Source organism: Acrocarpospora sp. B8E8 (assembly GCF_039871605.1).
GTDB classification, from domain to species: Bacteria; Actinomycetota; Actinomycetes; order Streptosporangiales; family Streptosporangiaceae; genus Acrocarpospora; species Acrocarpospora macrocephala.
Genome location: NZ_JBDPLV010000053.1, coordinates 49,869 through 71,723 on the forward strand (window position 1 = coordinate 49,869; position 21,855 = coordinate 71,723).

Annotated in this window: 18 protein-coding genes; 2 read left to right on the top strand and 16 right to left on the bottom strand. The window is 69.1% G+C overall.

Features of this window, described 5'->3' with window-relative positions; genetic code table 11:
* Nucleotide 1: 1 nt before the first annotated feature.
* From ABGB08_RS37910 to ABGB08_RS37975, 14 genes are all read right to left on the bottom strand, one after another.
* Nucleotides 2-1,429 (bottom strand): amidohydrolase family protein, encoded by a 1,428-nt coding sequence (locus ABGB08_RS37910; RefSeq protein ID WP_347600867.1) that lies wholly within the window; start codon nt 1,427-1,429, stop codon nt 2-4.
* On the bottom strand, nt 1,426-2,091 hold the full coding sequence (locus ABGB08_RS37915) for a 3-oxoacid CoA-transferase subunit B (RefSeq protein ID WP_347600869.1): 666 nt from the start codon (nt 2,089-2,091) through the stop codon (nt 1,426-1,428). Before ABGB08_RS37915 ends, ABGB08_RS37910 begins: the two co-directional genes overlap by 4 nt.
* Entirely contained in the window at nt 2,078-2,794 is a 717-nt protein-coding gene (locus ABGB08_RS37920; RefSeq protein ID WP_347600871.1) for a CoA transferase subunit A, read from the bottom strand. The genes ABGB08_RS37915 and ABGB08_RS37920 overlap by 14 nt, the downstream gene beginning before the upstream one ends.
* Nucleotides 2,791-3,945: a CaiB/BaiF CoA-transferase family protein gene (locus ABGB08_RS37925; RefSeq protein ID WP_347600873.1), complete on the bottom strand. Its 1,155-nt coding sequence runs from the start codon at nt 3,943-3,945 to the stop codon at nt 2,791-2,793. Before ABGB08_RS37925 ends, ABGB08_RS37920 begins: the two co-directional genes overlap by 4 nt.
* The gene (locus ABGB08_RS37930; protein ID WP_347600875.1) at nt 3,942-4,715 is read right to left on the bottom strand and encodes a crotonase/enoyl-CoA hydratase family protein; all 774 of its coding nucleotides are present in this window, start codon (nt 4,713-4,715) and stop codon (nt 3,942-3,944) included. The genes ABGB08_RS37925 and ABGB08_RS37930 overlap by 4 nt, the downstream gene beginning before the upstream one ends.
* Nucleotides 4,712-5,476, bottom strand: a complete 765-nt coding sequence (locus tag ABGB08_RS37935; protein WP_347600876.1) for an SDR family NAD(P)-dependent oxidoreductase — start codon at nt 5,474-5,476, stop codon at nt 4,712-4,714. Before ABGB08_RS37935 ends, ABGB08_RS37930 begins: the two co-directional genes overlap by 4 nt.
* On the bottom strand, nt 5,473-7,125 hold the full coding sequence (locus ABGB08_RS37940) for an AMP-binding protein (RefSeq protein WP_347600877.1): 1,653 nt from the start codon (nt 7,123-7,125) through the stop codon (nt 5,473-5,475). The genes ABGB08_RS37935 and ABGB08_RS37940 overlap by 4 nt, the downstream gene beginning before the upstream one ends.
* On the bottom strand, nt 7,122-8,264 hold the full coding sequence (locus ABGB08_RS37945; protein WP_347600879.1) for a thiolase: 1,143 nt from the start codon (nt 8,262-8,264) through the stop codon (nt 7,122-7,124). Before ABGB08_RS37945 ends, ABGB08_RS37940 begins: the two co-directional genes overlap by 4 nt.
* Entirely contained in the window at nt 8,261-8,683 is a 423-nt protein-coding gene (locus tag ABGB08_RS37950) for a Zn-ribbon domain-containing OB-fold protein (RefSeq protein ID WP_347600881.1), read from the bottom strand. Before ABGB08_RS37950 ends, ABGB08_RS37945 begins: the two co-directional genes overlap by 4 nt.
* A gap of 119 nt (nt 8,684-8,802) precedes the next feature.
* Entirely contained in the window at nt 8,803-9,231 is a 429-nt protein-coding gene (locus tag ABGB08_RS37955; RefSeq protein WP_347600883.1) for a hypothetical protein, read from the bottom strand.
* A gap of 11 nt (nt 9,232-9,242) precedes the next feature.
* Nucleotides 9,243-9,644 carry a MerR family transcriptional regulator gene (locus tag ABGB08_RS37960; protein WP_347600885.1) on the bottom strand — a complete coding sequence of 134 codons (402 nt, stop codon included), beginning with the start codon at nt 9,642-9,644 and terminating at the stop codon, nt 9,243-9,245.
* A gap of 16 nt (nt 9,645-9,660) precedes the next feature.
* The gene (locus tag ABGB08_RS37965; RefSeq protein ID WP_347600887.1) at nt 9,661-10,680 is read right to left on the bottom strand and encodes an NADP-dependent oxidoreductase; all 1,020 of its coding nucleotides are present in this window, start codon (nt 10,678-10,680) and stop codon (nt 9,661-9,663) included.
* A 252-nt stretch (nt 10,681-10,932) separates the two neighbouring features.
* On the bottom strand, nt 10,933-14,667 hold the full coding sequence (locus ABGB08_RS37970; protein WP_347600889.1) for an AAA family ATPase: 3,735 nt from the start codon (nt 14,665-14,667) through the stop codon (nt 10,933-10,935).
* Nucleotides 14,668-15,759 carry an exonuclease SbcCD subunit D gene (locus ABGB08_RS37975; RefSeq protein WP_347600891.1) on the bottom strand — a complete coding sequence of 364 codons (1,092 nt, stop codon included), beginning with the start codon at nt 15,757-15,759 and terminating at the stop codon, nt 14,668-14,670. It lies immediately after the preceding gene.
* Between the two features lie 146 nt (nt 15,760-15,905).
* Between ABGB08_RS37975 and ABGB08_RS37980 the strand changes: the two genes are divergently transcribed.
* Both ABGB08_RS37980 and ABGB08_RS37985 read left to right on the top strand, forming a co-directional pair.
* Nucleotides 15,906-17,384, top strand: coding sequence for a prolyl oligopeptidase family serine peptidase (locus ABGB08_RS37980; RefSeq protein WP_347600893.1), 1,479 nt, complete (start codon nt 15,906-15,908; stop codon nt 17,382-17,384).
* A 161-nt stretch (nt 17,385-17,545) separates the two neighbouring features.
* Nucleotides 17,546-18,961, top strand: coding sequence for an LCP family protein (locus ABGB08_RS37985; RefSeq protein ID WP_347600895.1), 1,416 nt, complete (start codon nt 17,546-17,548; stop codon nt 18,959-18,961).
* Between the two features lie 3 nt (nt 18,962-18,964).
* Here the strand turns inward: ABGB08_RS37985 and ABGB08_RS37990 are convergent, their stop codons facing one another.
* On the bottom strand, nt 18,965-19,972 hold the full coding sequence (locus ABGB08_RS37990; RefSeq protein ID WP_347600897.1) for an enolase C-terminal domain-like protein: 1,008 nt from the start codon (nt 19,970-19,972) through the stop codon (nt 18,965-18,967).
* A 15-nt stretch (nt 19,973-19,987) separates the two neighbouring features.
* Entirely contained in the window at nt 19,988-21,718 is a 1,731-nt protein-coding gene (locus ABGB08_RS37995) for an MFS transporter (protein ID WP_347600899.1), read from the bottom strand.
* Nucleotides 21,719-21,855: the final 137 nt, after the last annotated feature.

Genomic DNA, 21,855 nt, shown 5'->3' on the forward strand with positions numbered 1-21,855 from the left:
CTCATGCCTTGGTGGTGGGTGCGCCCGACCCGGCCGTGTCCGCGCCCCACCAGTCCGGCTTGGGCGGCACGAGCCCGCCGTAGGCCTGGGACTGCTCTCGGATGTAGGCGCCGGACTCCTGGAGCCCACGCGTCGCCTTCTCGAGCAGGTCGGCACGCATCCGTCCGCCGCTCTTGACGACCTCTCCGCCGACGACCACGGTGTCCACGTCGGCGATGGTCGCGTTCATCACGATGGTCGAGAGCGGGTCAAGCGACGGGTTGAGCCTGGGCCCGCGGCGGTCGATGAGCACGAGGTCCGCTGCCTTGCCCACGTCGATCGACCCACACTCCGACTCCAGGCCCAGGCCGATGGCACCACCGAGCGTCGCGTAGTGCATCACGTCCGCTGCCTTGAGCTGAAGTCCCTCCATCGCGTAAATGCCGACCTCCTCGAGGGCCTTCTGATTGCTCCGCGCGCGCTCGCCGGACAGCATCAGCCGCATCGCGGTGAACATGTCGGGTGAGTTGTTGGACTGGATGTCGGTACCGAGCCCGGCCGCGACGCCAGCGCGGTCCGCCGCCGCGGCGATCGGGTACCCCATCCCCATGCCGAGCTCGGTCTCCGGCGTAGAGGAGACTTTGCACCCGAACTCTGCGAGGAGAGCCAGGTCTGCGGTGTCGGCGGTGTTGCAGTGGGAGTGCAGCTGGTGCGCCCACAGCAGACCGGCCTGGGCGAGCTGCTGGATTTCCGAGGGGTAGCCCGGCCGCCAGCGAGCGTTGGTGTGGGTGTGGATGAGGCAGTCGAGGTCTCGGCCCACCTGCATCTCGCGGGCGACCTGATCGATGCCGACCAGACTCATCTCCGTCGGCGCGATGCCGAACCTGACCCGGTCTTCGAGGTCGCTGGATCGGGTGTTGCGCACCCGATGGGCGTCGGCGATCCGCTGCTCCACACTCGTGAACGTCCTCGTCGTCGCCGGCTGGTCGTACAGGCCGTAGCACCACACGCCGCGGATGCCCGACTCGAGGAACGCCTCGAGACCGGCGTCGGCATGGTCCGGCGTGACGATGCAATGGTTGTAGTCGACCGAGCACGTCGTACCCGAGTCGAGCAGTCCGACGGCGGCTCCGAGCGTGCCGTTGTAGACGTCCGCCGCACGATGGATTCCGGAGTGATTCCGGCGGATGACCCAGACGTAGTCGGCGAGGGTGAAGTCGGCCGTCAGGCCGCGCATCGTGGCCTGCCACATGTGCTGATGGGCGTCGACGAATCCTGGGATGATCCAGGCCCAGCCAGCGTCGACGACTTGGGCGCCTTCGGCCTCCAGGTCTCTGCCGAGGCGCGCGACACGTCCCTCGACGACCTCGACGTCGACGTCCTGGAAGGAGCCTGCGCGGGGGTCTCCTACCAGAACCCGGGCACCTTGGTAGATGGTGTGGTCGGTCACCGTGCGCTCCTCCTGAGCTCGTCCTGCCGATTACGACCATCGGCGAAATCGCATGCCGTGCGGTCGAGTACCTCCTCGAGCGTGACGTCCGGGGCGAGCTCGACCAGATCGAGTCCCTGGTCCGTCACATCGAACACTGCGAGGTTGGTGATGATGCGGTCCACGACACGCCGCCCGGTCAACGGGAGGTCGCACGACCTCACGACCTTCGAACGGCCGTCCTTGGCGGTGTGGTCGGTGACGACCACGACGCGCTTCGCGCCGACGACGAGATCCATCGCACCGCCCATCCCCTTCACCAGCACGCCCGGAATGGTCCAGTTGGCCAGGTCGCCGAGCTCGGAGACCTGCATCGCGCCGAGGATCGCGAGGTCGACACGGCCGCCCCGGATCATCGCGAAGGACTGCTCGGAGCCGAAGAAGCTCCCACCCGGGTTGATCGTGACCGTCTGCTTCCCGGCGTTGATCAGGTCGGCGTCCTCCTCGCCCTCGACGGGGAACTCCCCCATGCCCAGCATGCCGTTCTCGCTCTGCAGCGTGACTCGCATGCCCGCGGGCACGTGGTTGGCGACCAGCGTGGGGATCCCGATGCCGAGATTGACGTAGGAGCCGTCGGCCAGCTCCCGGGCCGCGACACCTGCCATCTCCTCACGCGTCCACATGCGCCGCTCTCCTCGTCGTGCGCTGCTCGATCTCCTTCTTCCGGGGCGAGGCGACGACCACCTCGTCCACGTAGATGCCCGGTGTCTCCACGGCGTCAGGGTCGATGAACTCCGGGAGGAGCTGCTCGGCTTCCGCGATCGTGACCCGTCCCGCCGTGGCGACGACAGGGTTGAAGTTGCGGGCGGTCCGGCGATAGGTCAGGTTGCCCGCCCGATCCGCGCTCTGCGCCCGGACCAGTGAGAGATCGGCGACGATCGCGCGCTCGAGAAGGTAGATGCGGCCGTCAATCTCCATCGTGGGCTTACCCTCGGCGACCGAGGTATGCGCACCGGTCGGGGTGTAGAAGGCAGGGATACCGGCGCCGCCGGCCCGAAGTCGCTCCGCGAGCGTGCCCTGCGGGGTGAACTCGACCTCGAGATCCCCGTCGAGGTATTGCTGGGCGAACAACTGGTTCTCGCCGACGTACGACGCCACCACCTTGCGCACCTGCCGGCCCTCCAGCAGAACACCGAGGCCCTTGCCATCCACACCCATGTTGTTGGAGACGATCGTCAGATCCTTCACCCCTGAGTCGCGTACCGCCTCGATCAGGTCGAACGGGTTGCCGCAGAGGCCGAAACCTCCGACCGCGATCGTCATCCCGTCGAACAGGTGCCGGTAGACCACCTCCTGGACGGACCCGAGCCCGCCTGCCGCCCTCACGACCGGTCCTCGAGTCCGGACGGCAGCACGACGGCCCCGGCGTCGACGTGACGCCGCACCTCGCGCTGATCCATGCCGAGTTCAGCGAGGAGCGCCGCGCCGTCGCTACCGACGATCGGCGCCGGCCGAGGGTCGCCTGCGGGGGTCCGGTCGAATCGTGGAACCGGACGAGGCATGTGGCCGCTGCCGAGAGCCACGTAGGTTTGTCGATAGGCGTGGTGCGGGTGCAGCGGTGCCTCGCTCATCGACAGGACGGGCGTGACGCACGCCGAGCTCGTCGCGAACACCTCTGCCCACTCGTCGCGGGATCGTGAGGCGAACCTCTCCCGCAACCGCTCGATCATCACCGGCCACCGGTCGCGGTCCTCCTGGTTGGAGAACGCCGGATCATCGGAGAGTTCCAGTCCGTGCAGGAGGGCGGCGTAGAACTGGGGCTCGATACAGCCGACGGCGACATGCCGGCCGTCGCCGCATTCGTAGGTGCGGTAGTACGGCGCCGCCCCGTCGAGGTGGTTGACCCCGCGCTGGTCCACCCATCGACCTTCGACGAGGTAGCCGTGCAGCATCGCCATGAGTGCAGCCGATCCGTCGATCATCGCCGCGTCGACCACCTGGCCGCGACCGGTCGTGCGAGCGCTGACGAGGGCGGCGAGCACGCCATAGGCGAGGAGCATGCCGCCCCCGCCGAAGTCGCCGATCAGGTTCAACGGGACGACGGGGTCGCCGCCGGCCGGGCCGATGGCATGAAGCGCTCCGGTCAGGGCGATGTAGTTGATGTCGTGCCCTGGCAGCTGCGCCCACGGTCCGTCCTGACCCCAGCCGGTCATCCGGCCGTAGACCACCCGCTGATGGGCGCGATGGACGTCGCTCGGGCCGATGCCGAGGCGCTCGGCGACACCCGGACGGAAGCCTTCGATGACGATGTCGCCGGCCTCGATCATCCGCAGTGCGACCGTGCGTCCCTGCTCGGACTTCAGGTCCAGCGCGATGGACCGCCGGCTGCGGTGGAGGACCGGGTGGAGCTCTGCTCCGGGGCGATCGATCCGGATCACGTCGGCGCCCAGGTCCGCGAGCATCATGCAGGCGAAAGGCGCCGGGCCGATCCCGCCGAGTTCGACCACCCGCACACCGTTGAGAGGCCCGCTGTTCATCGGCCGCTCCAGACCGGTCGGCGCTTCTCGGCGAAGGCGAGCGCCCCTTCACGAGCGTCCGCCGACTCCATGACAGGGCGGGCGACTTCCAGCTGGCGGTCGTACGCCTCATCGTGGCGCCATGAGCACGAGGTCATGACGATCTCCTTGCTTGCTCGCAGTGCCAGGGGCCCGTTGGCGGCGATCCGGTCCGCCATCGCCCGCGCTGCCGCGAGCGCATCTCCGTCCGGTGCCACGGCGTTGACGAGACCGACGTCGTGCGCGCGGGAGGCGCCGACCATGTCGCCGGTCAGGATCCACTCCATGGCGATCTGGTAAGGGATCCGCGCGGGAAGCTTGAGGAGCGCTCCGCCCACGGCGACCAGGCCCCGCTTGACCTCGGGTACGCCGAACCTCGCCGACTGCCCCGCAACCACCAGATCGCACGCGAGGACGAGCTCACATCCGCCGGCGACGGCAGCACCCTCAACGGCGGCGATCACCGGGATCGCGGGCGGTCGAGCCGTGAATCCCGCGAACCCACGACCGGGGATGGAGGACCGCTCACCACGCACGAACGCCTTGAGGTCCATGCCCGAGCAGAAGCTCCCCCCTGCCCCGGTGAGGATGGCGACCCGAAGGTCGCTGCGCTCGTTGAGGTGGTCGACGATTTCGGCAAGGGCTTGCGCCATCACCGCGTCGACGGCGTTGCGCACCTCCGGGCGGTTGAGCGTGATCGTCGCGACGCCGTCCGCCTCCTCGAAGAGGACGGAGTCGGTGGCCCCGGTCACCGGGCAGCCATCCTGATCGCGCCGTCGAGCCGGATGACCTCGCCGTTGAGGTATCGGTTGTGCAGGAGCTCGTCGGCTAGCGACGCGTACTCCTCCGGGTCCCCGAGACGTCGGGGGAAGGTGACCGTGGCCGCGAGCCGGTCGCGAACCTCGGCGCCGAATCGGGCCAGCAGCGGCGTGTCGAAGATTCCGGGTGCGATCGTGTTGACCCGGATGCCCAGGTCGGACAGGTCGCGCGCCGCACACAGGGTCATGCCGACGACGCCCGACTTCGCAGCGGCGTACGCGATCTGGCCCACCTGTCCGTCCCAGGCTGCGACCGATGCCGTCATGACGACGGAGCCGCGCTCGCCCTCGTCCGGTTGGTTGCCGGCCATGTGCGCTGCGGCGAGACGCAATGCGTTGAACGTCCCCACCAGGTTCAGCCGCAGGGCGTTCTCGAACTGATCGAGGGGGAAGGGGATTCCCTCGCGGTCGATAATCCGACGGGGAAATCCCTTGCCGGGGCAGTGGACGAGCCCACGCAGCGGCCCGCGGTCGGCAGCGATGTCGAAGACACCGGCGAGGTCCGTCTCGGAGCAGACGTCACCCTGCACGAAGGTGATGCCTTCTCCCCACCGTGCCTTCGCGGCGGTTTCGTCGACGGCGACGATGTCGGTCACGACGACCGTCGCGCCACGATCCGCCAATCGTCGGGCAGTGGCGCCTCCGAGGCCACCGGCCCCGCCGGTGACCACGTACACCGGGGATTTGTTGCTCACCTAGGTTCCTCTCGATCAGTGCACAGCACACGGCGGGTGAGGGCGGCCGCGTCGCCGGCGGGTCGTGCTTTCGCGGTCGTCGGGAGAAGAACCTCGTCCAGGATCCGAGTCCTGTTGACCTTCCCCAGGGACGTTCTGTGGACCGAGTCGACGAACCGGTACTCGCGCGGGCTCTTGAAGCGTGCGAGACGGGGGGCGAGGTGGCGGCGGAGCCGCTCGACGGCTTCCTCTCCGGCCTCTTCGCCGGGCTTGAGCTCGACGACAGCGACCACTCGCTGACCCCACTCGGTGTCCGGGACACCGACGACGACGGCGTCCGCGACCGTGGGCTCGGTGACCAGGGCAGCCTCGACCTCGGCCGGGTATATGTTGACGCCCCCGGAAAGGATCAGGTCCGCCCGCCGGTCGCCGACGTACAGGAAGCCGTCCTCGTCGAGGTACCCGACGTCGCCGGCGGTCCGGAAGCCGTCGGCGGGGCCTTCTTGGTCGCTGGCCGCACTCACGGCCGCGCCACTGTAGGCGAACTCGTAGCCGCCCCGGACCCAGATGGTCCCGATCTCACCGGGCGGCAGGCTCACCCCGTGGTCGTCGCGGATCTGCAGCGAGATCCCGTCGGCGGCGCGACCAACCGAGCCTGGCTTGTCCAGCCAGACCTGCGAGGTCACCAAGGTGGCCATGCCGAACTCGGTGCATCCGTAGTACTCCGTGAGGACGGGGCCCCACCAGCGGATCATCTTGTGCTTGACCTCGACGGGACAGGGCGCTCCGGCGTGCATGACGACCTCGAGCGAGGACCCGTCGAACCGGGCACGATCCGCTTCGGGGAGCTCGAGCATCCGGTGGAACATCACCGGCACCATGAAGGTGCTCGTCACCCGGTGGGCGTCGATGAGTTCGAGCATCTCCCGTGGGTCGAAACGCGGCCGGAGAACCAGCTCCTGACCCAGGTGCAGCGCGCTGAGAGCGTTGAGGTTCGGGCCCGGGTGGTAGAGCGGCGCGACGGCGAGATGCACTTGGTGTTCCTCACCCATCCCGAACTGGGCCGAGCGCTGGCGGGACCGGGCGTCGGCGGCCTCATCCGGTGTGCTGGTTGGGAAGGGGCGTCTGACGCCCTTGGGGCGACCGCTGGTCCCCGAGCTGTAGAACAGCATTGATCCGGCGTGCCTCCCTGATGGCGTCGCCACCGGCTGCTCGGCGAGCAGCGCCTCGATGGCGATCCCGGTGTCCGGCTGACCGGTGAGGAGGAGGGCGTCGCCGGCGATGCCGACCTCGGCCGCCGCCTCCCCCACGACATGTGCATGCCGCGGATCGGTGATCACCAGGCCGGAGCCGGAGTCGTCGAGGAGATAGGCGATCTCCGCAGCGGTCAGGTGCCAGTTGACCGGCACCATGCGAAGACCGGTCTGCTCGACCGCGAGTTGGGCCACGACGAAGTCGAGGCTGTTGGGCAGCACCACGGCGATCGTTCCGCCTCGCGACACGCCTCGGCGCCCCGACAGCAGGTGCGACCACTGGTTGACCTGGCCGAGCAGGTCGCCGTACGTGACCACGGCACCGTCGACGTGGATCGCAGCGCGCTGGGGATCGGCGGCGGCGATCTCGTAGAACCCGCGGGCCTCCCGCGCTCCGGCATCGGTCGAGGTGGTCACATCGGCTCCTGGTTCGACAAGACCAGCGTCGCAGCCTCGGAGAAGAAGTGGCCCACTCCCTGTACGACACTGATCTCGACGTCCTCCAGCTGGGCGAAGGCCTCACCGCGGAGCTGACGAACGGACTCCTGGATCGCGAACATTCCGTACATGCCGGTATGGGTGTAGCGCAGGCCGCCGCCATTGGTGTTGAGGGGCATCCCACCGCCGGGGCGGGTGTTGCCGTCGGCAATGAAGGCGCCCGCCTCTCCCCTGCCGACAACTCCCAGCGCTTCGAGTCCGTAGAGCGGCACATGAGCGAAGGCGTCGTAGATCATCAGGTGGTCGATGTCGGAGACCGCGATACCCGCCTCTCTGAAGGCCGCCGTCGACGAGCGCTCGAACGTCTCTGCCCTCGTCAGGTCGGGCATCTGGGACACCAGAGGACTCTGGCCGGCCTCACCGGCACCCCAGAGGTAGACCGGGGGTCGCCTGCCGTCCTTGGCTCGGTCCGCGGCCGTGACCACGAGTGCGCCTCCACCGTCGCTGACCATGCAGCACATGAGCTTGGTGAACGGCCAGGCGATGGGCGGGGAGGCGAGGACGTCATCGACAGACACTCGGGTCGGACGTGCTGCGCGCGGGTTACCGTCAGCCCATTCGCTCTGAATCGCCGGCACGGCAGCCAACTGCTCGACGGTCGTGCCGGTCTCATGCGCGTACCGCATATACGGCAGAGTGAACATGGTTGGCGGGCCGTAGACGCCGTAGGGGAGCTCAAACTGTCCCATCATGCCGTCGGCCGGGATCGGCCGCGGGTGGCGGCCGACCGTCGACCGGCGGGACTCACCATGGAGGACGAGCACCACATTCGCATGGCCCGCAGCGATGGCGTCCGCGGCGTGCCGAACGTGGACGAGGAACGACGTGCCCCCGACGGTCGTGCCGTCGAACCAGGTGGGCTCGACTCCGAGGGCATGTGCCACCTCCACCGGGTTGTGGACAGCGCTGGTGACGCCGTCGACGTCCGCCAGAATCAGTCCCGCGTCAGCGAGCGCGAGAAGCGCCGCCTCCACATGGAGGTCCAGTTCAGAGCGGTCGTCCAGCCGCCCCAGGTCGGTCTCGGCGGCCCCGATGATCGCGGCGAGCGACCTCCTCAACGGACACCCCCGGCCGGAGCGAAGACGGGCAAGACGCGACCAGCGCGCTGCTCGAACCGGACTTCCAGCTCCATGTCCACCCGCAGGTTCTCTGGCCGCGGTTCGACGCCAACGATGTTGGTCATCATCGACGGACCTTCGACGAGCCGGACGATCGCCAGAACGTACGGAACGGCGTCCTCGAACCCCGGAGCAGGCAGATGAACGATGACGAAACTGCTCAGCGTGGCTCGCCCGCTCGCAGTTACCCACGTCAACTCCCGAGCGCCGCACCCGACGCACGAAACCCGCGGGTAGAACACGACGGTCGCGCAAGAGTCACACCGCTGGATGTCAAGCCTGCCGTCGCGCGCGGCGGACCAGAACGGTTCCGTCGTCGGTGTGGGTTGAGCTCTGGCAGCTCCGACCGACACGGCCATCGACGAGTCGTGGATGGGTATCACGAGCGGTACTATATGCCTTGATTTGGTACCGGGCAAGCGCACATACCCGCCAGGCTGAAGCCTGAGACGCCTAGACGCCCGCCCTCAAGCCTGGGCTACGACGATTTCGCGACTGTCGGCGGCGCACCCGCGATCTGCTTGAGCGCCGCGAGCCCAACGGCGTGCTGCCGCGAGCCAGGGACGACATGGCTGCACGGATTCGCCGGAGCGTCGATTTCGTCCCGAACGAGTTCGTCGAGGGCAGCCGATGGCCTGAGGCCACGTGCCTTGCAGTCACGCAGCTTGATCATCCATGGATAGTAGGCGCTGTGCGCCTCGTGGCCGGCAGCGGGACGTATCTGCCACCCCACAACGTCGTCCTCGTTGTTGGCGTAGATGTACGCGATGATGACGTCGGACTGATTCGCGATGGCGATGTAGTCGACGGATTTATCGGTGATTCCCTTGTAGCTCGGCGGGCCTGAGATCTCCCGCAACTGCAGGTCCTCGGTCATGTAGCCCGGCGGATTGCGGTCTGTGCTCATCAAAGTGAACTCTACGTCGGAGAAGGCCGTCCAAGCCTCATGCGTCTTCCTCCACCCGGGCCCGCGCGGCGAGTTGTTCGCGCACTTGGGACAGGCGAGCGATCTCCGCGTCGAGGGCGGCGATCCTGCGCTCCACCACGCCGCTCGACATGGTGCAGCCCGGGGCCGCCACGGGGCGGCAGCGTGTCGCCGTCCAGCAGTTCCAGGCGATCAGCGCAACTACGGACGTCCTCGATGGTCAGCCCGATCGACAGCAACTCGCGGATAATGCGCACTCGGGCCACCTCGCGCTCCCCGTACTCACGCTGGCCGGTCATCGTGCGCGGGGGCGGGGTCAGCAGCCCGCGCTGCTCGTAGAACCGCAGTGCCCGGGGCGTGGTGCCCGCCGCGGCCGCCGCGTCACCGATGCGCATCCGTCCTCCAGAGGTCCTACAGTTCGACGATGACGGTCCCGAAATGCCGTCCCTCGAGCACTTCGTGCAACGCCCGGGGTGCGTAATCGATGCCCGCGACCCGAACGTGCGGGAACGTGATGTCGCCCGCGCGTAGCCAACCTCCGAAGCGTTCGAGCCACTGGGATCGTGCCTGCTCGTCGAGGCCTTGGAACGCCTGGATCGAGATGCGCTTGAGGATTAGCTGGTAGGTGTCGAGTTCGACTGGCGCCGTCCCACCCGTTCCGTGGGGTGACATCTGGCCGGACAGTGCGCCGACCAGGACGAACCGGGCGCCAGGCCGGGCTGTGGCCACCGCCGCCTGGAGCTGGTCGCCGCCGACGTTGTCCAGGTAGACGTCGATGCCGTCAGGGGCGACCTTCGCAAGCTGCTCCTCGATCGGCGCCGCGCCGCGGATCACGGCCGCGCCGTACCCCAGTTCAGAGATCAGCCGATCGGCCTTCTCTCGCGAACTGGTGCTGCCGATCACCTGACCGGCGCCGAGCAGCCGGGCGATCTGCCCGGCCAGCGATCCGACCGCGCCCGCGGCGCCCGAGACGAACACCGTGTCCCCCGGCCTGACCTCGGCATCCCTGGTCAGCGCCGCGTAGGCGAGCGCGCCCTGGCCCAGATGCGCGACGGGGTCGGGCAACGCGTCGCCCAACGGCGTGACCTGGCCGACCGGCACGACCGCATACTCGCGCCAGCCCAACCAGTGTGAGACCAGATCGCCCGCCCGCAGCCCGCTATCCCCGGTGGCCGACACGACCTCCCCAATCGCGGGGCCGAGCAGGGCGTCGCCGGGGTGCAGCGGCGGCATGGGCGAGCCCTTCACACTCCCACCGATCAACGTGCGAAGGGCGGCGAGGACGTGGAAGAAACGATTGCGGACCAGCACGTGGCCATCGTCCGGCATTGACAGCGGGACCTCGGCGACCACGAAATGCTCTGGCTTGGGCAGCCCGTCCGGCACGGTGGCGAGCCGGACTTCTCTTGACATGTGCGGCAGGGACGGCACGTTACGCTCCTCAGATTCACGGCCAAAGGGCGTGGTGACCCTAACCCTTGACCCGCACGTCAAGAGCAACCCCATAGCGGCCCAGAGGACGATCACGCGGTGATTCGTTATCGAGGTGAGCGCGAGCAGCAGGCCATACCCGAACCCCGGACAAACTCACCAGCGTTCCCGGCTCAGCGAGGTTGTCGGCCATCTGGGTACGACCCGCCCGTCTGTCACGTCGCTTGAGACTGGTAATCGGCGTACTCGTGTTCAGGCGTGGGTGGTCAGCGTGGAGCCGGTGCGGGATTTCTTGACCTGGAGTTGGGTGGGGATTCGGGTGCGGAGTTCGGAGACGTGGCTGATGACGCCGACGGCTCGGCCGCCTTGGCGAAGGGAGTCGAGGATGTCGAGGACGTCGTCGAGGGTGTCCTCGTCCAGGGTGCCGAAGCCTTCGTCGACGAAGAGGGTGCCTATGTCGGTGCCGCCGGCCTCGGCGGTGACGACGTCGGCGAGGCCGAGGGCCAAGGCGAGGGAGGTGATGAAGCTTTCGCCGCCGGAGAGGGTGGCGGGGTCGCGGTCGATGCCGGTCCAGGCGTCGAGGACGCGGAGGCCCAAGCCGCCGCCGGAGCGGGTCCGGGAGGCGGCGCTTCGGCGTTTGTCGTACTGCAGGAGGTAGCGACCGCCGGACATGTGGGTGAGGCGGTCGTTGGCGGCGTCGACGACCTGGCGGAGGCGTTCGCCGAGCACGTAGGCGGACAGGGCCATGTCCCACTGGTTGTCGGTGGAGGTGCCGTTGGCGAGTTCGGCCATCCGGCGGGCCAGGAGGTGGGCCGCTTCGGCGGGGATGCGGCGTTTCACGGCGGTGGCCAGGTCGGCGGAGAGCGCGGTGAGGTGGTCGTGGCGGTGACGGGCCTGGTCGCGGGTGGAGGTGCGGTCTTCGTGTTCGTGTTCGGCCTGGTCGCGTTCTTCGGTCAGGCGAGCCAGGTCGGGGGGTGGTTCCGCGGCGGCGGCGAGGAGTTCCGGGTCGGACAGGAGTGCGGTGATGGCGGCGTGCTCGTCGCGGAGCGCGTTGAGGCGGTCGGTCATGATCGTGCGTTCTGCCCCGGTCCGTACGGCGGCTCGGGCGTCTTCGATGCCGCGGAAACCGGCGTCGAGCGCGGCGCGGACTGCTGCCTCGTGGGCGGTCTCGCGTTCGGCCTCGGCTGAGGCGGCGGAGCGCAGGGCGGCGGACGCGGCGCGAAGCCGGTCGGCCTCGATGGCGAGCCTGGACATCCGGACGGTCAGGGTGGGGTCGTCGCCGCAGGCTGCTCTGATGATCTCGGCCAGGCGATTCTCGTCGGCCGCGATCTGTTCTGCCCTGGTACGGGCGGACGCGAGGTCGATCGCGTTCTGGCGGCCCCGGTTCTCCAGGTCGGCCAGTTCGGCGGTCAACTGGGAGACCTCCCGTGCGTCCGCCGGTTCGCGTGCGGCGGTCATGCGGACCCGCGCGAGTTCGAGTCCCGCGTCTGTACAGGCCTGGACGGCGGCTTCTTCGGTGAGGTCCACGGTGTCGCGGACGGCGTCGTAAGCGGCTTGGGCGTTGACGGCGCCCGCGACGGCGTCGGCGGCCGCTGAGATCAGGTCGGCTTCACCGGCGATCCGGGTCCTCCGCTCGGCCACGGAGGCGTCGTCGCATCTGGCCTCGTCGAGCCGTGCCACGATTCGGTCCTGTTCGCCTAGAAGCGCGGCCTCCTCGGCTCGGAGTTCGGTCACCGCGCGCCTGACCTCCTCCGCCCGCTCGCGGGCCGATTCCAGCTCGCCGCGCAACGTCTCGACTCGCGCCGCCAGGTCCTCTTCCGTCGCCGCCAGCGCCCGCAGTCCGGAGAGCACGTCTTCCTCGCCCGTCCAGGCCGCCTCCGCGTCTCCCACCGGCAGCCCATCGGCCTGATCTGCCGCCGACTCCAGCCGCGAGGCGACCGTGGCCACCCGGGATTCCGCGGCCTCCCGCGCGCTCTGCGCCCCATCCGAATCGGCCTGAGCCGCCTCCTCGTCTTCCGCGCCCGGGGCGTCCGCGAAGGACTCGGCGGGCGCCGGGTGCGCCTCGGACCCGCAGACCACGCAGGCCTCCCCCGCGACCAGACTCGCCGCGAGTTCCGCCGCCATCCCGTCGATCCGCGCCTGCCGGACGGCCAGTAACCGGTCCAGCATCACCTGCGCCTCATCGGTCGCCGCCCGCCTGACCTCCTCCGCCTCGGCCAGTTCGTCCGCCAGTTCCTCCCGCCGGAGCGCCGCGTCGAACCGCCCACGGGCCGCCAGGCACCGAGCCTCGACGGCGGGAATCTCCGCCACCCGGGCCCGGAGTTCGCCGAGCTCGGCCGTGGCCGCGGCGAACTCCTCAGGCAGCTCCGCCAGCCGCGCACCCACCTCGGCCTCAGCCCGCCCGAAACGCTCGCCCTCGCTCCGCAGACTCCTCAGCCCATCCCGAACCACACCCAACCGGGCTTCCTCAGCACTCAACTCCTGAAGCCGAGCAGCCTCCTCCCGGCAACCCCGCTCCCACCGAGCCAAAGCCGATTCCGAGTGATCCCGATCGTGGAATAGGTGAGGGGCCGCCTGTTCGAGGGCGAGCAGGCGGGCGCGCTGGTTCGCCTGCGCCTGGGTTAGAGATTGGGCCAGCGAATCGCGGTGGCGAACCTTGTTGAGGGTCGATTCGGCTGCTTCGTGGGCCGATTCGGCGAGCGGGAGGGTGGTCGCGGCGTGGTGGGAGGCGGTGCGGCGGAGTTCAGCCTCTTGCAGGTCGTCGGGGAGGACGGCCAGGCGGTCGTTGATCTCGTGTTCGGTCTTCTCCAGGGAGAGGAGCTCGCGGGCCGCCTCCGTTCGGGCGGTACGAAGGAGACCCAGGCGGGCTTCCTCGGGTTCAAGCTGATTCAGGCGTGCGATTTCATCTCGATAATCCTGTTCGAGGACAGCTAGTTCTTCTGGGGCGACATCGCCCACTTGTACGGCTTCCGCCTGCGCGATGGCGGCCCGCGCCAGCGCCGTGCGGTGATCGTGCTGGAGGATCAAGGGCAGGACGCGATCCGCGGCGGCGGCCTCGGCGAGGAGGGTTTCCAAGTCGGCGCGTTCCTCCGCGGTGGACTCGAGCTCGTCGCGCCGCAACACGGCGTCGGCATGGCGGTGGCGCCGTTCGGCGAGGGCCCGAGCCTGGTCGTAGCGGGCACGCGCGGACTCGAGCGTGGCTTCGCTCGCCGTACAGGCCTGGGCGGAGTCGCGGGCGGCGGAATCGGCGGCGGCGAGGAGGGCGGCGCTCCACCCCAGCGGGTCGGAGTCGGGGTCGAGGACGGTTTCGGCGAGGAGGGCGGGACCGGCCGCGCCGCGCATCTGGTTGACGGCGGCGTGCACCTGGGCGCGGAGGGATTCCTCCGCGCGGCCGGTTTCGCGGCGGTGGTCGGCGAGCCATTTCTCCACCCCGGTGAAGAGCCGGACCGAGAAGAGGCGTTCCAGGAGTTTGCGGCGGTCGTCGCCGTCGGCGCGGAGGAAGCGGGCGAATTCCCCCTGGGGCAGCATGGCCACCTGGGCGAACTGGTCGAGGTTCATGCCGAGCAAGCCACCGATGAGGTCTCCGGCCTCGTCGATACGGGTGGTGAGGCCAACCCAATCGTCCTTGAGCTCTTCGACGATGACCTTGGCGTTCTCGGTGACCATGCCCTGACCACGGAGTTTGGGACGCAGCCAGGCGGGCGAACGCCGGATCCGCAGGCGCCGGCCGCGGATCGTCGCCTCCAGCAGGACCTCGGGCCCGCGATTGGGCGGGGCGTGGTCGCAGCGGAGCGTGCGGGCGCTGTTGCGCAGACCGGGCACCACACCGTAAAGGGCGCAGCAGACCGCGTCGAGGACGGTGGTCTTGCCCGCGCCGGTGGGGCCGTGGATGAGGAACAGGCCCGCCGCGCCGAGGGTGTCGAAATCGACCTCCTCGACGCCGGGGAAGGACCCGAAGGCTGAGATCCGCAGCCGGTGCAGCCTCATCTACGCCGTCGTCTCCTTGATCCGGTAGGCCGTGATCGCGTCTTCCAGCAGCCGTCGCTCGTCGGCGTCGGCGGGCTCGCCCCTGACCTCGCGGACGAAGTCGAGGGCCACCTCGATCTCCGGGCGGCCGGATATCCGGGCGCTGCGGGCGATCGGCTCGATTCCGCCTTCGGGGGCGAAACGCAGGTCCACCGTATGGGGGAATCGGGTGCGGAGTTGCTCCATCGCGGCCTTTGGCCGTACCGGATCGGTGAGGGTGGCCTGGATCCAGTGGTCGCTTGGGTCCAGGGCGAGGAGGTCGGACAGGTGGCCGCGGATCCTGCGGAGCGGGCGGGGGACGGGGGCGGGGACGAAGGCGGTGGTGGCGGCGTCGAGGTCGATCAGCCAGGAGCCTTTGACGTGGTCGGCCTCGGAGAAGGAGTAGGCGAGGGGGGAACCCGAGTAGCGGACGGTTTCGCTCATGCGCTGGCGGCCGTGCAGGTGGCCGAGGGCGACATAGTCGACGCCCTCGAACGCGGTCAGCGGCACGTGGGCCACGCCGCCGACGGTGATGTCGCGCTCGCTGTCGCTGGCCGCGCCGCCGACCACGAACGCGTGCGCCAGCACCACCTTGCGCTCGCGCGGATCGGCGCGGATCCGGTCCATGGCATGGGTGATCGCGGCCGTGTGGGTCCGCTCGGCCAGCTGCCACGGACCTTTCACCAACTCCGGCTCCAAGTACGGAATGCCGAAAAATCCAACATTGTTGATGACGATTGGAAGCCAGGACCGCCCCGGATCGGTACGCAAATGGACCCGATCCATCAGATCGGCCCCGAACCCCAGCCGCACCGGAGAGTCATGGTTCCCGCTGATCACCACGGTATGCACATCGAGGGCACGCAGCCGCGCCAGCGCCTCACCGCAGAGCGCCACGGCGTCGACCGGAGGAAGGGCCCGATCATAGACATCTCCCGAGATGAGCACCACGTCCACGCGCTCCTCCCGAACCGTGGCCACGAGATGGTCCACAAAGGCCTCTTGCGCGCGCAAGAGGCTCTCGCGGTGGAACGACCGGCCCAGGTGCCAGTCCGACGTATGCAGCAGGCGCATGTCGCAGGAAGCTAACAGGTCCCTCCGACAAATGTGGCCCCTGCCACGTCGGCAGCAACACGTAATGTCTTAACCTTGTGATCCGTGGGCACAGTAAGGAGGAGGGCACGACTCGGAATGTGGATGGTCCCGCGGGGAGCGGCCTGATGACGATTGGCCGGGGCACCCTGAGTGTCGTGGCGGGCGTGCTGGTAGCCGCGCTCGCGATTTTGGGCTACCTGCTGCCTCCGCCGGCATTCGATCCGCCGCCGCTGGTGAAAGCGCCCGCCTTCGAGGAGCTGCCCGAGCAGCCCGCGTCCGAACGCCGGCCGGTGAGCACCAGCACGCCGATCCAGGTTCAGCGGATCACCGTCCCGGTGCGGGGCGAGGAGCTGAAGGCCACCATCCGCGTCCCCACGACGCCCGGCAAGCACCCGGCGATGGTCTTCGTGCAGGGCTCCGGCTCGGGCTCCGGCGACGAGTTCACCAGCCAAGCCGAATGGCTAGCCAAATCCGGAATTGTCACACTTTCTTATGACAAGCGGACGGTCGGGTACTCCTTCCGGAACCGGGACTTCGCGCTCCTCGCCGAGGATGCTCTGCACATGATCGACGTGCTGCGCGCCCGTTCCGACGTGAATCCGGCCAAGACCGGCCTGTGGGGTGTCAGCGAGGGCGGCTGGGTGGTGCCGATCGCCGCGGCCGGCAGCCACGATGTGGCCTATACCGTGCTCGTCTCCTCGCCCAACGTCTCGCCGATGCGCCAGGTCGCGTTCGCGCTGAACGAGCAGCTGGAGCGCCTGCACGCGCCGAACGGCGTGCGCGACCTGCTCACCCGCGCGATGGGCGGCGTCGGCTTCGACTTCCTCCGCTACGACAGCGTCCCCGCGCTCAGCGGCATCACCCAGCCCACGCTCGCGCTGTACGGCACGATGGACCCCTCCATCCCGTTCGTGCAGAGCACCGAGACGCTGATCGACTCCCTCCCGACCAGCAACTACACGATCCGCTTCCTGGCCGGGGCCGATCACGCCATGCGGATCAACGGCGGCCGGTTCGTGCCCGACTACCTGCCCACGCTGGCGAACTGGATCCAGAGCCTGCCGGCGCTGCCGCAGCTGAAGATGGCGGGGGCCACGCCGATCCAGCGCTTCCAGGCCAGCGACGTACCGGCCGCGCCCTGGTATGGCGGGAGCACCTTCCTCGGCCTCACTCTCACCCTGGCCGCGGTCGGCTACGTGGCCGCGCCGGTGACCGAGATGATGGTCCGGCTGCGCGGTCGTGACCTGCGGCATCAGACCAACATGCAGCTGTGGCCGGCGCTCAGGCGCAGGCTCAGGCGGATGGCCTGGACGGGGCTCGGGCTGCTGGCCGCCGTACTGGCGTTCATCATGCTGATCGTGCTGTTCTCGGTGAACCAGGCGGGGGCCTGGCCTGCCGTACAGGCCGGGTGGCTGGTGGTGCGGGTGCTGGCGGTGGTGATCCTGGCGCAGGAGGCGGGCGCGGTCGGGGCGCTGATCGTCGGGCTGCGGGACGGCTGGCAGCCGTCCCGGTGGCAGAAGGCCACGCTGACCGGCGTGCTGGGCGGCACGGGGCTGCTGCTGGTTACGGCCGCTTACTACGGTCTGTTCGCATTCCCCTGGTAGGGAATTGCCCCGTTGTGTGGGCATCGGGTGGCCGAACCTGCCGATGAAGTTGCCATACATCGCCAAAGGCGACGGCATGACGGCCGCGGGGGCGGTTCAATGTAATCGCAGCGGCACTGTCAGTGACGCATCAGTGGATCGATATTCCGGTCGGGGTGGACGTGAAGAAGCCAGCGGGAGTGATCGGGTGGCTCGCGCTCTCGGCCGTTCTGCCCGGCGCGGCCCACCTGCGGGCCGGGTGGACACGCACCGGATTGGCCCTGCTGGGGACCTATCTGGGCATCGTGCTGACGGGCTTCGCCATCGTGAAGACGGCGGATGCCGGGCTGGCGGGTCGCGCGCTGCGCTGGCTGACGGAGATCAGCATGCTGGCGTGGGCGGCCGCGCTGGGCTGGTTCGTCCTGATCGTGCACTCGTTCATCGTGCTGCGGCCATGGCGGTTGCCGAGGAAGGGGCAGATCCTCACCGGGACGGTGGCGGGAGTTCTGGCGATCGTGATGGCGGCGCCGTTCGTGATCACGGCGCAGTATGTGACGGTCTCGCAGCGTGCGCTCGAGCGGATGTTCGGCGGCTCCGCCGAGCCGATCGGGGATCCCTGGTCGGGTCGGGATCGGGTGAACGTGCTGCTGGTCGGCGGCGACGCCGACGAGAACCGGATCGGGATGAGGACCGACAGTGTGAACGTGGCGAGCGTGGACGTGCGCACCGGCGACACGGTCGTGTTCAGCCTGCCGAGGAACCTGGAAGACGTTCGTTTTCCGCCCGGCAGTCCGATGCATGCCCGTTTCCCGGACGGGTTCCGGCTTCCGGTGGGGGCGGGAGGCTCGCGGGAGGATCTGCTCTTCTCGGTCTGGGAGTACGCGGACGAGCATCCGGAGCTGTTCGGCGGGCGGCAGGGCATGGGCGCCCAGACGCTGAAGGAGACCGTCGGCTACACGCTCGGATTGAAGATCGACTGGTACGCGATGGTGAACATCTGGGGATTCGCCCGGATTGTCGATGCGCTGGGCGGGCTGGTCCTCACGGTGGATCGGGATGTCGTGTTCGGGCGGTACAACGAGGGCCTGGTCCGGGCGGGCACCCGGCGGCTCGGCGGCGCGGAGGCGCTGTGGTTCGCGCGATCGCGCACGTTCAGCGATGACTTCACCCGGATGCGGCGGCAGCGTTGCGTGTTCAACGCGCTGCTGACCCAGGCCGATCCGGCGAGCGTGCTGGCGAGGTTCAACCAGATCGCGGCGGCCACCCAGGACATGATCCAGACCGATGTGCCGCGGGGCATGCTGGAGCACCTGGTGCCGCTGGCCGCGAAGGTGAAGCACGCGAAGGTGACGAGCGTGCAGTTCGTGCCGCCGTTGATCCACACGGGGTATCCGGACTGGGACCTGATCCGGCGCGTCACCGCGCAGGCGCTGGAGGATCAGGCACGGCCCAAATCTGTTCGAACCCGGCCCGCGAACCCGGTCGAAGCGGTCGCGACCCCGACTGCCGCTCCCCCGACCGTGGTGCCCCCAACTGCTGTGCCCCCAGCTGTTGTGCCGTCGCCGGATCAGCTCAAAGCGGGATGCGACGGGATGTGACCGTCAGTGGGTGCGGAAGGACTCCTTGGCCAGCCGTCTGACCTGGTCTTCGTCGATGGTGTGGCCGAGGCCGGGCTGGGTGAGCGGGACCGCGACGACGCCGCCGGAGGCACCCACTGGCGGGGTGACGATCTGGGCGCTTCGCGGGGGTTCGGTGACGTCGCTGGGCAGGGTGCAGCCGGGCAGGCTGGCGACCGCCACCGTGGCCGCCCTGGCCAGACCGGCGCCTCGGCCGTCCGCGCAGGTGATGTCCCAGCCGGCGGCGACCGCGTAGTCGTGCGCTCGCCGTACCGCGGCGAGGGAGCCGAACAGCGAGGGCCGCAGGAGCAGCGCCCGGCCCGCGTGCACGGTGATCGCCCGGTCCAGTTCCTGGAGCGAGGCGACCTCCACCGCGACCGGGGCCGCCACCCGGTCCTGCAGCTCGGCGCTGGTGAGCAGGTCGGTGCAGGGGCGTTCGATCCCGGCCAGGCCGTAGGAGTCCAGGGCCTCCAGCTGCGCGATCTCGGTGTAGGCCCCGCACCCGTCCACGGCGATGGCCAGCGCCGGGTAGGCCGCGCGAACCGCCCGAACCGGCTCCACATCCCATCCCGGGTGGACATTTAGCGTGACATGTCCGTATCCGCCCCCGACGTAGCGGTTGACGCGGCTGACCGTGCCCTCCAGCGACCCGTCGGCGCTCACCCGCACGGTCGCCGCCAGTGAGGTACGGCTACCGCCCAGCGCATGGGCGAGCGGGACGCCGATGAGCCGGGTCCACAGATCCCAGCACGCCATATCGGCGGCCGAACCGCCTGGAATGCCCCCGAGCTCATTGGGATGCTCCCAATCCACCCCGATAAGGGCTTCACCCAGGGACTCCTCAAGATCCTCCCAGGTGTCCAAGGCGGGCTGCACGACCTCGCCCCACCCGGCCATGCCGCCATAGTCGGTCAACTTGACGAGGATGCTCTCCGGACGCCGCCCATAGGGCAGGACCAGCCGGAACACCTCGATCTCGCGGACACGCGGCACGTGATTCCCCCTTGCTCAGACCTCCATGGTGACACGTCCGGCGAGGAGCACACCTGCCCCGGCCATGGCCGCGAGCAGCACGAAGCACAATGCGTACGCGGCGGACACGGTGAAAATGGCACCGGTGACGGCGATCGCGACCACAGTCAGCACGGACTCCCCGACAGCGAGCGACGCACTGTTCTTCCCCTGCTCCCCCGGCTCCGACAATTCCAGAACGAGCACCGACAAGGTCGGATAAACCACGCCGATTCCGAATCCGGCAACCGACCAGCCCACGAAAGCCACCCACACCGGCACTTCGGGCACGACGATCGGCGCCGTCACCGCCACCCCGACCGCGATGAGCGCGCACCCGAGCGCAAGAGCACGATTCCGCCGGTACGGCTTGCGCCCCTGGATCCACGAGCCGAGCGACCAGAACAGCGCGCCCCCGGTGAGCGCGATACCGCCCTGATCGGGGGAGAGACCGCGCTCCTCGAACAGCACCAGCGGAATCAGGACCTCGGCGGCGAGGAAGGCACCAGTGGCGATACCGCGCAACGCCACGACGGCCGGAAGCCCCCGGGCTCCGCGCATCGTCCCCCGGGGAAGCAGCCTCGGCAACGAGACCGCCAGCACCACGAGCCCCGCGACGATCAGCACAACGTTGCCGCCACCACTGCCGTATTGCAGCAATCCCGCACCGATCGCCGCCAACACCCCCATAGCCAGCCGAAGCCGAAATCCCCCATCAGCCGTGCTGGCGGCTGCCGGCCCGCCCAGCCCAACGTCCTCCTGCCCAACTTCCCGAACGCCTTGCCCGACGGATTCGTCCAGGCGTCGCCGCCCGACTTCCAGCCCACCTTCCTGCTCTACGTCCCCCGCACCCTGCCCGACGGATTCCACCAGACGTCGCCGCCCGACTTCCCGCTCTACATCCCGCGCACCTTGCCCGACGGATTCGTCCAGGCGTCGCCGCCCGACCTCCGCCCCACCTTCCCGCCCTATTTGCCCCGCACCCTGCCCAACGGATCCGTCCAGACGTCGCCGCCCGACCTCCGTCCCACCTTTTCGGCCGGTTTCGTGGAGGCTTTCCCGGCCGGTTTCGTGCGCACTTTCCCACCCGGTTTCGCGCACGGTGACCTCCTCGGGGTTTTCGTGCTGCGCTGCTCGCCCGTGCCCGGCGAGACCCCGCCAGAGGGCGAACACCGCCGGGGCTGCCAGGACGGGAACAGCCAGGAACACCCACCGCCAGCTGAAATGTTGGGTCACGAACCCGGTGATCGCCGGGCCGACCACCGAAGGAAGCACCCAGGCGGCGGCCAGCAGCGAGAACACGCGGGGGTGCGTCGCCGCCGGATAGACCCTTCCGACCAGGACGTAGATCGCGACGTCGAACATGCCCCCGCCGAAGCCCTGGAGGAACCGCCCGAGCAGGAAGACTTCCATGGTGGGCGCGGCCCCCGCCAAGGTCAGTCCTGCCAGGAAGGCCAGCAACCCCGTCCACAGGGGTGCGTCCGGACCCCGTACGTCCCCCCACCGGCCGCCCGCCACGGTGGCGATCAACGCGGCCGCGATGCCACCGCTGAAGGCCAGGCTGTAGAGGTGGTGGCCTTCCAGCTCCCGCGCGACCGCGGGCATCGCCGTCGCCACCGCGAGATACTCGAACGCCACCAGCATGAAGAGCGCGACCATACCCACGCTCAAGGCCCGATATCGCTGGTCGAAGATCTGCGGACGATCAGGGGCAGTCACGGTAGTCACACCCCGAACCGTACAAACCCACCCACACCCCCGGCCATCCGCACTTGGGCGTAGGACCTCCGCCGGAGCATCCCCGCATGAAGATCCAGCCGCAGCGTAAGGGCGTCAGACCATCTCCCGAAGCGCCTCCCCAAACC

Coding starts and splice junctions, on each gene's coding strand:
- ABGB08_RS37915 (WP_347600869.1), bottom strand. CDS start 2,091: ATGTGGACGCGTGAGGAGATGGCAGGTGTCGCGGCCCGGGAGCTGGCC.
- ABGB08_RS37925 (WP_347600873.1), bottom strand. CDS start 3,945: ATGAACAGCGGGCCTCTCAACGGTGTGCGGGTGGTCGAACTCGGCGGG.
- ABGB08_RS37950 (WP_347600881.1), bottom strand. CDS start 8,683: ATGGCCGTGTCGGTCGGAGCTGCCAGAGCTCAACCCACACCGACGACG.
- ABGB08_RS37955 (WP_347600883.1), bottom strand. CDS start 9,231: ATGAGCACAGACCGCAATCCGCCGGGCTACATGACCGAGGACCTGCAG.
- ABGB08_RS37960 (WP_347600885.1), bottom strand. CDS start 9,644: ATGCGCATCGGTGACGCGGCGGCCGCGGCGGGCACCACGCCCCGGGCA.
- ABGB08_RS37970 (WP_347600889.1), bottom strand. CDS start 14,667: ATGAGGCTGCACCGGCTGCGGATCTCAGCCTTCGGGTCCTTCCCCGGC.
- ABGB08_RS37975 (WP_347600891.1), bottom strand. CDS start 15,759: ATGCGCCTGCTGCATACGTCGGACTGGCACCTGGGCCGGTCGTTCCAC.
- ABGB08_RS37980 (WP_347600893.1), top strand. CDS start 15,906: ATGACGATTGGCCGGGGCACCCTGAGTGTCGTGGCGGGCGTGCTGGTA.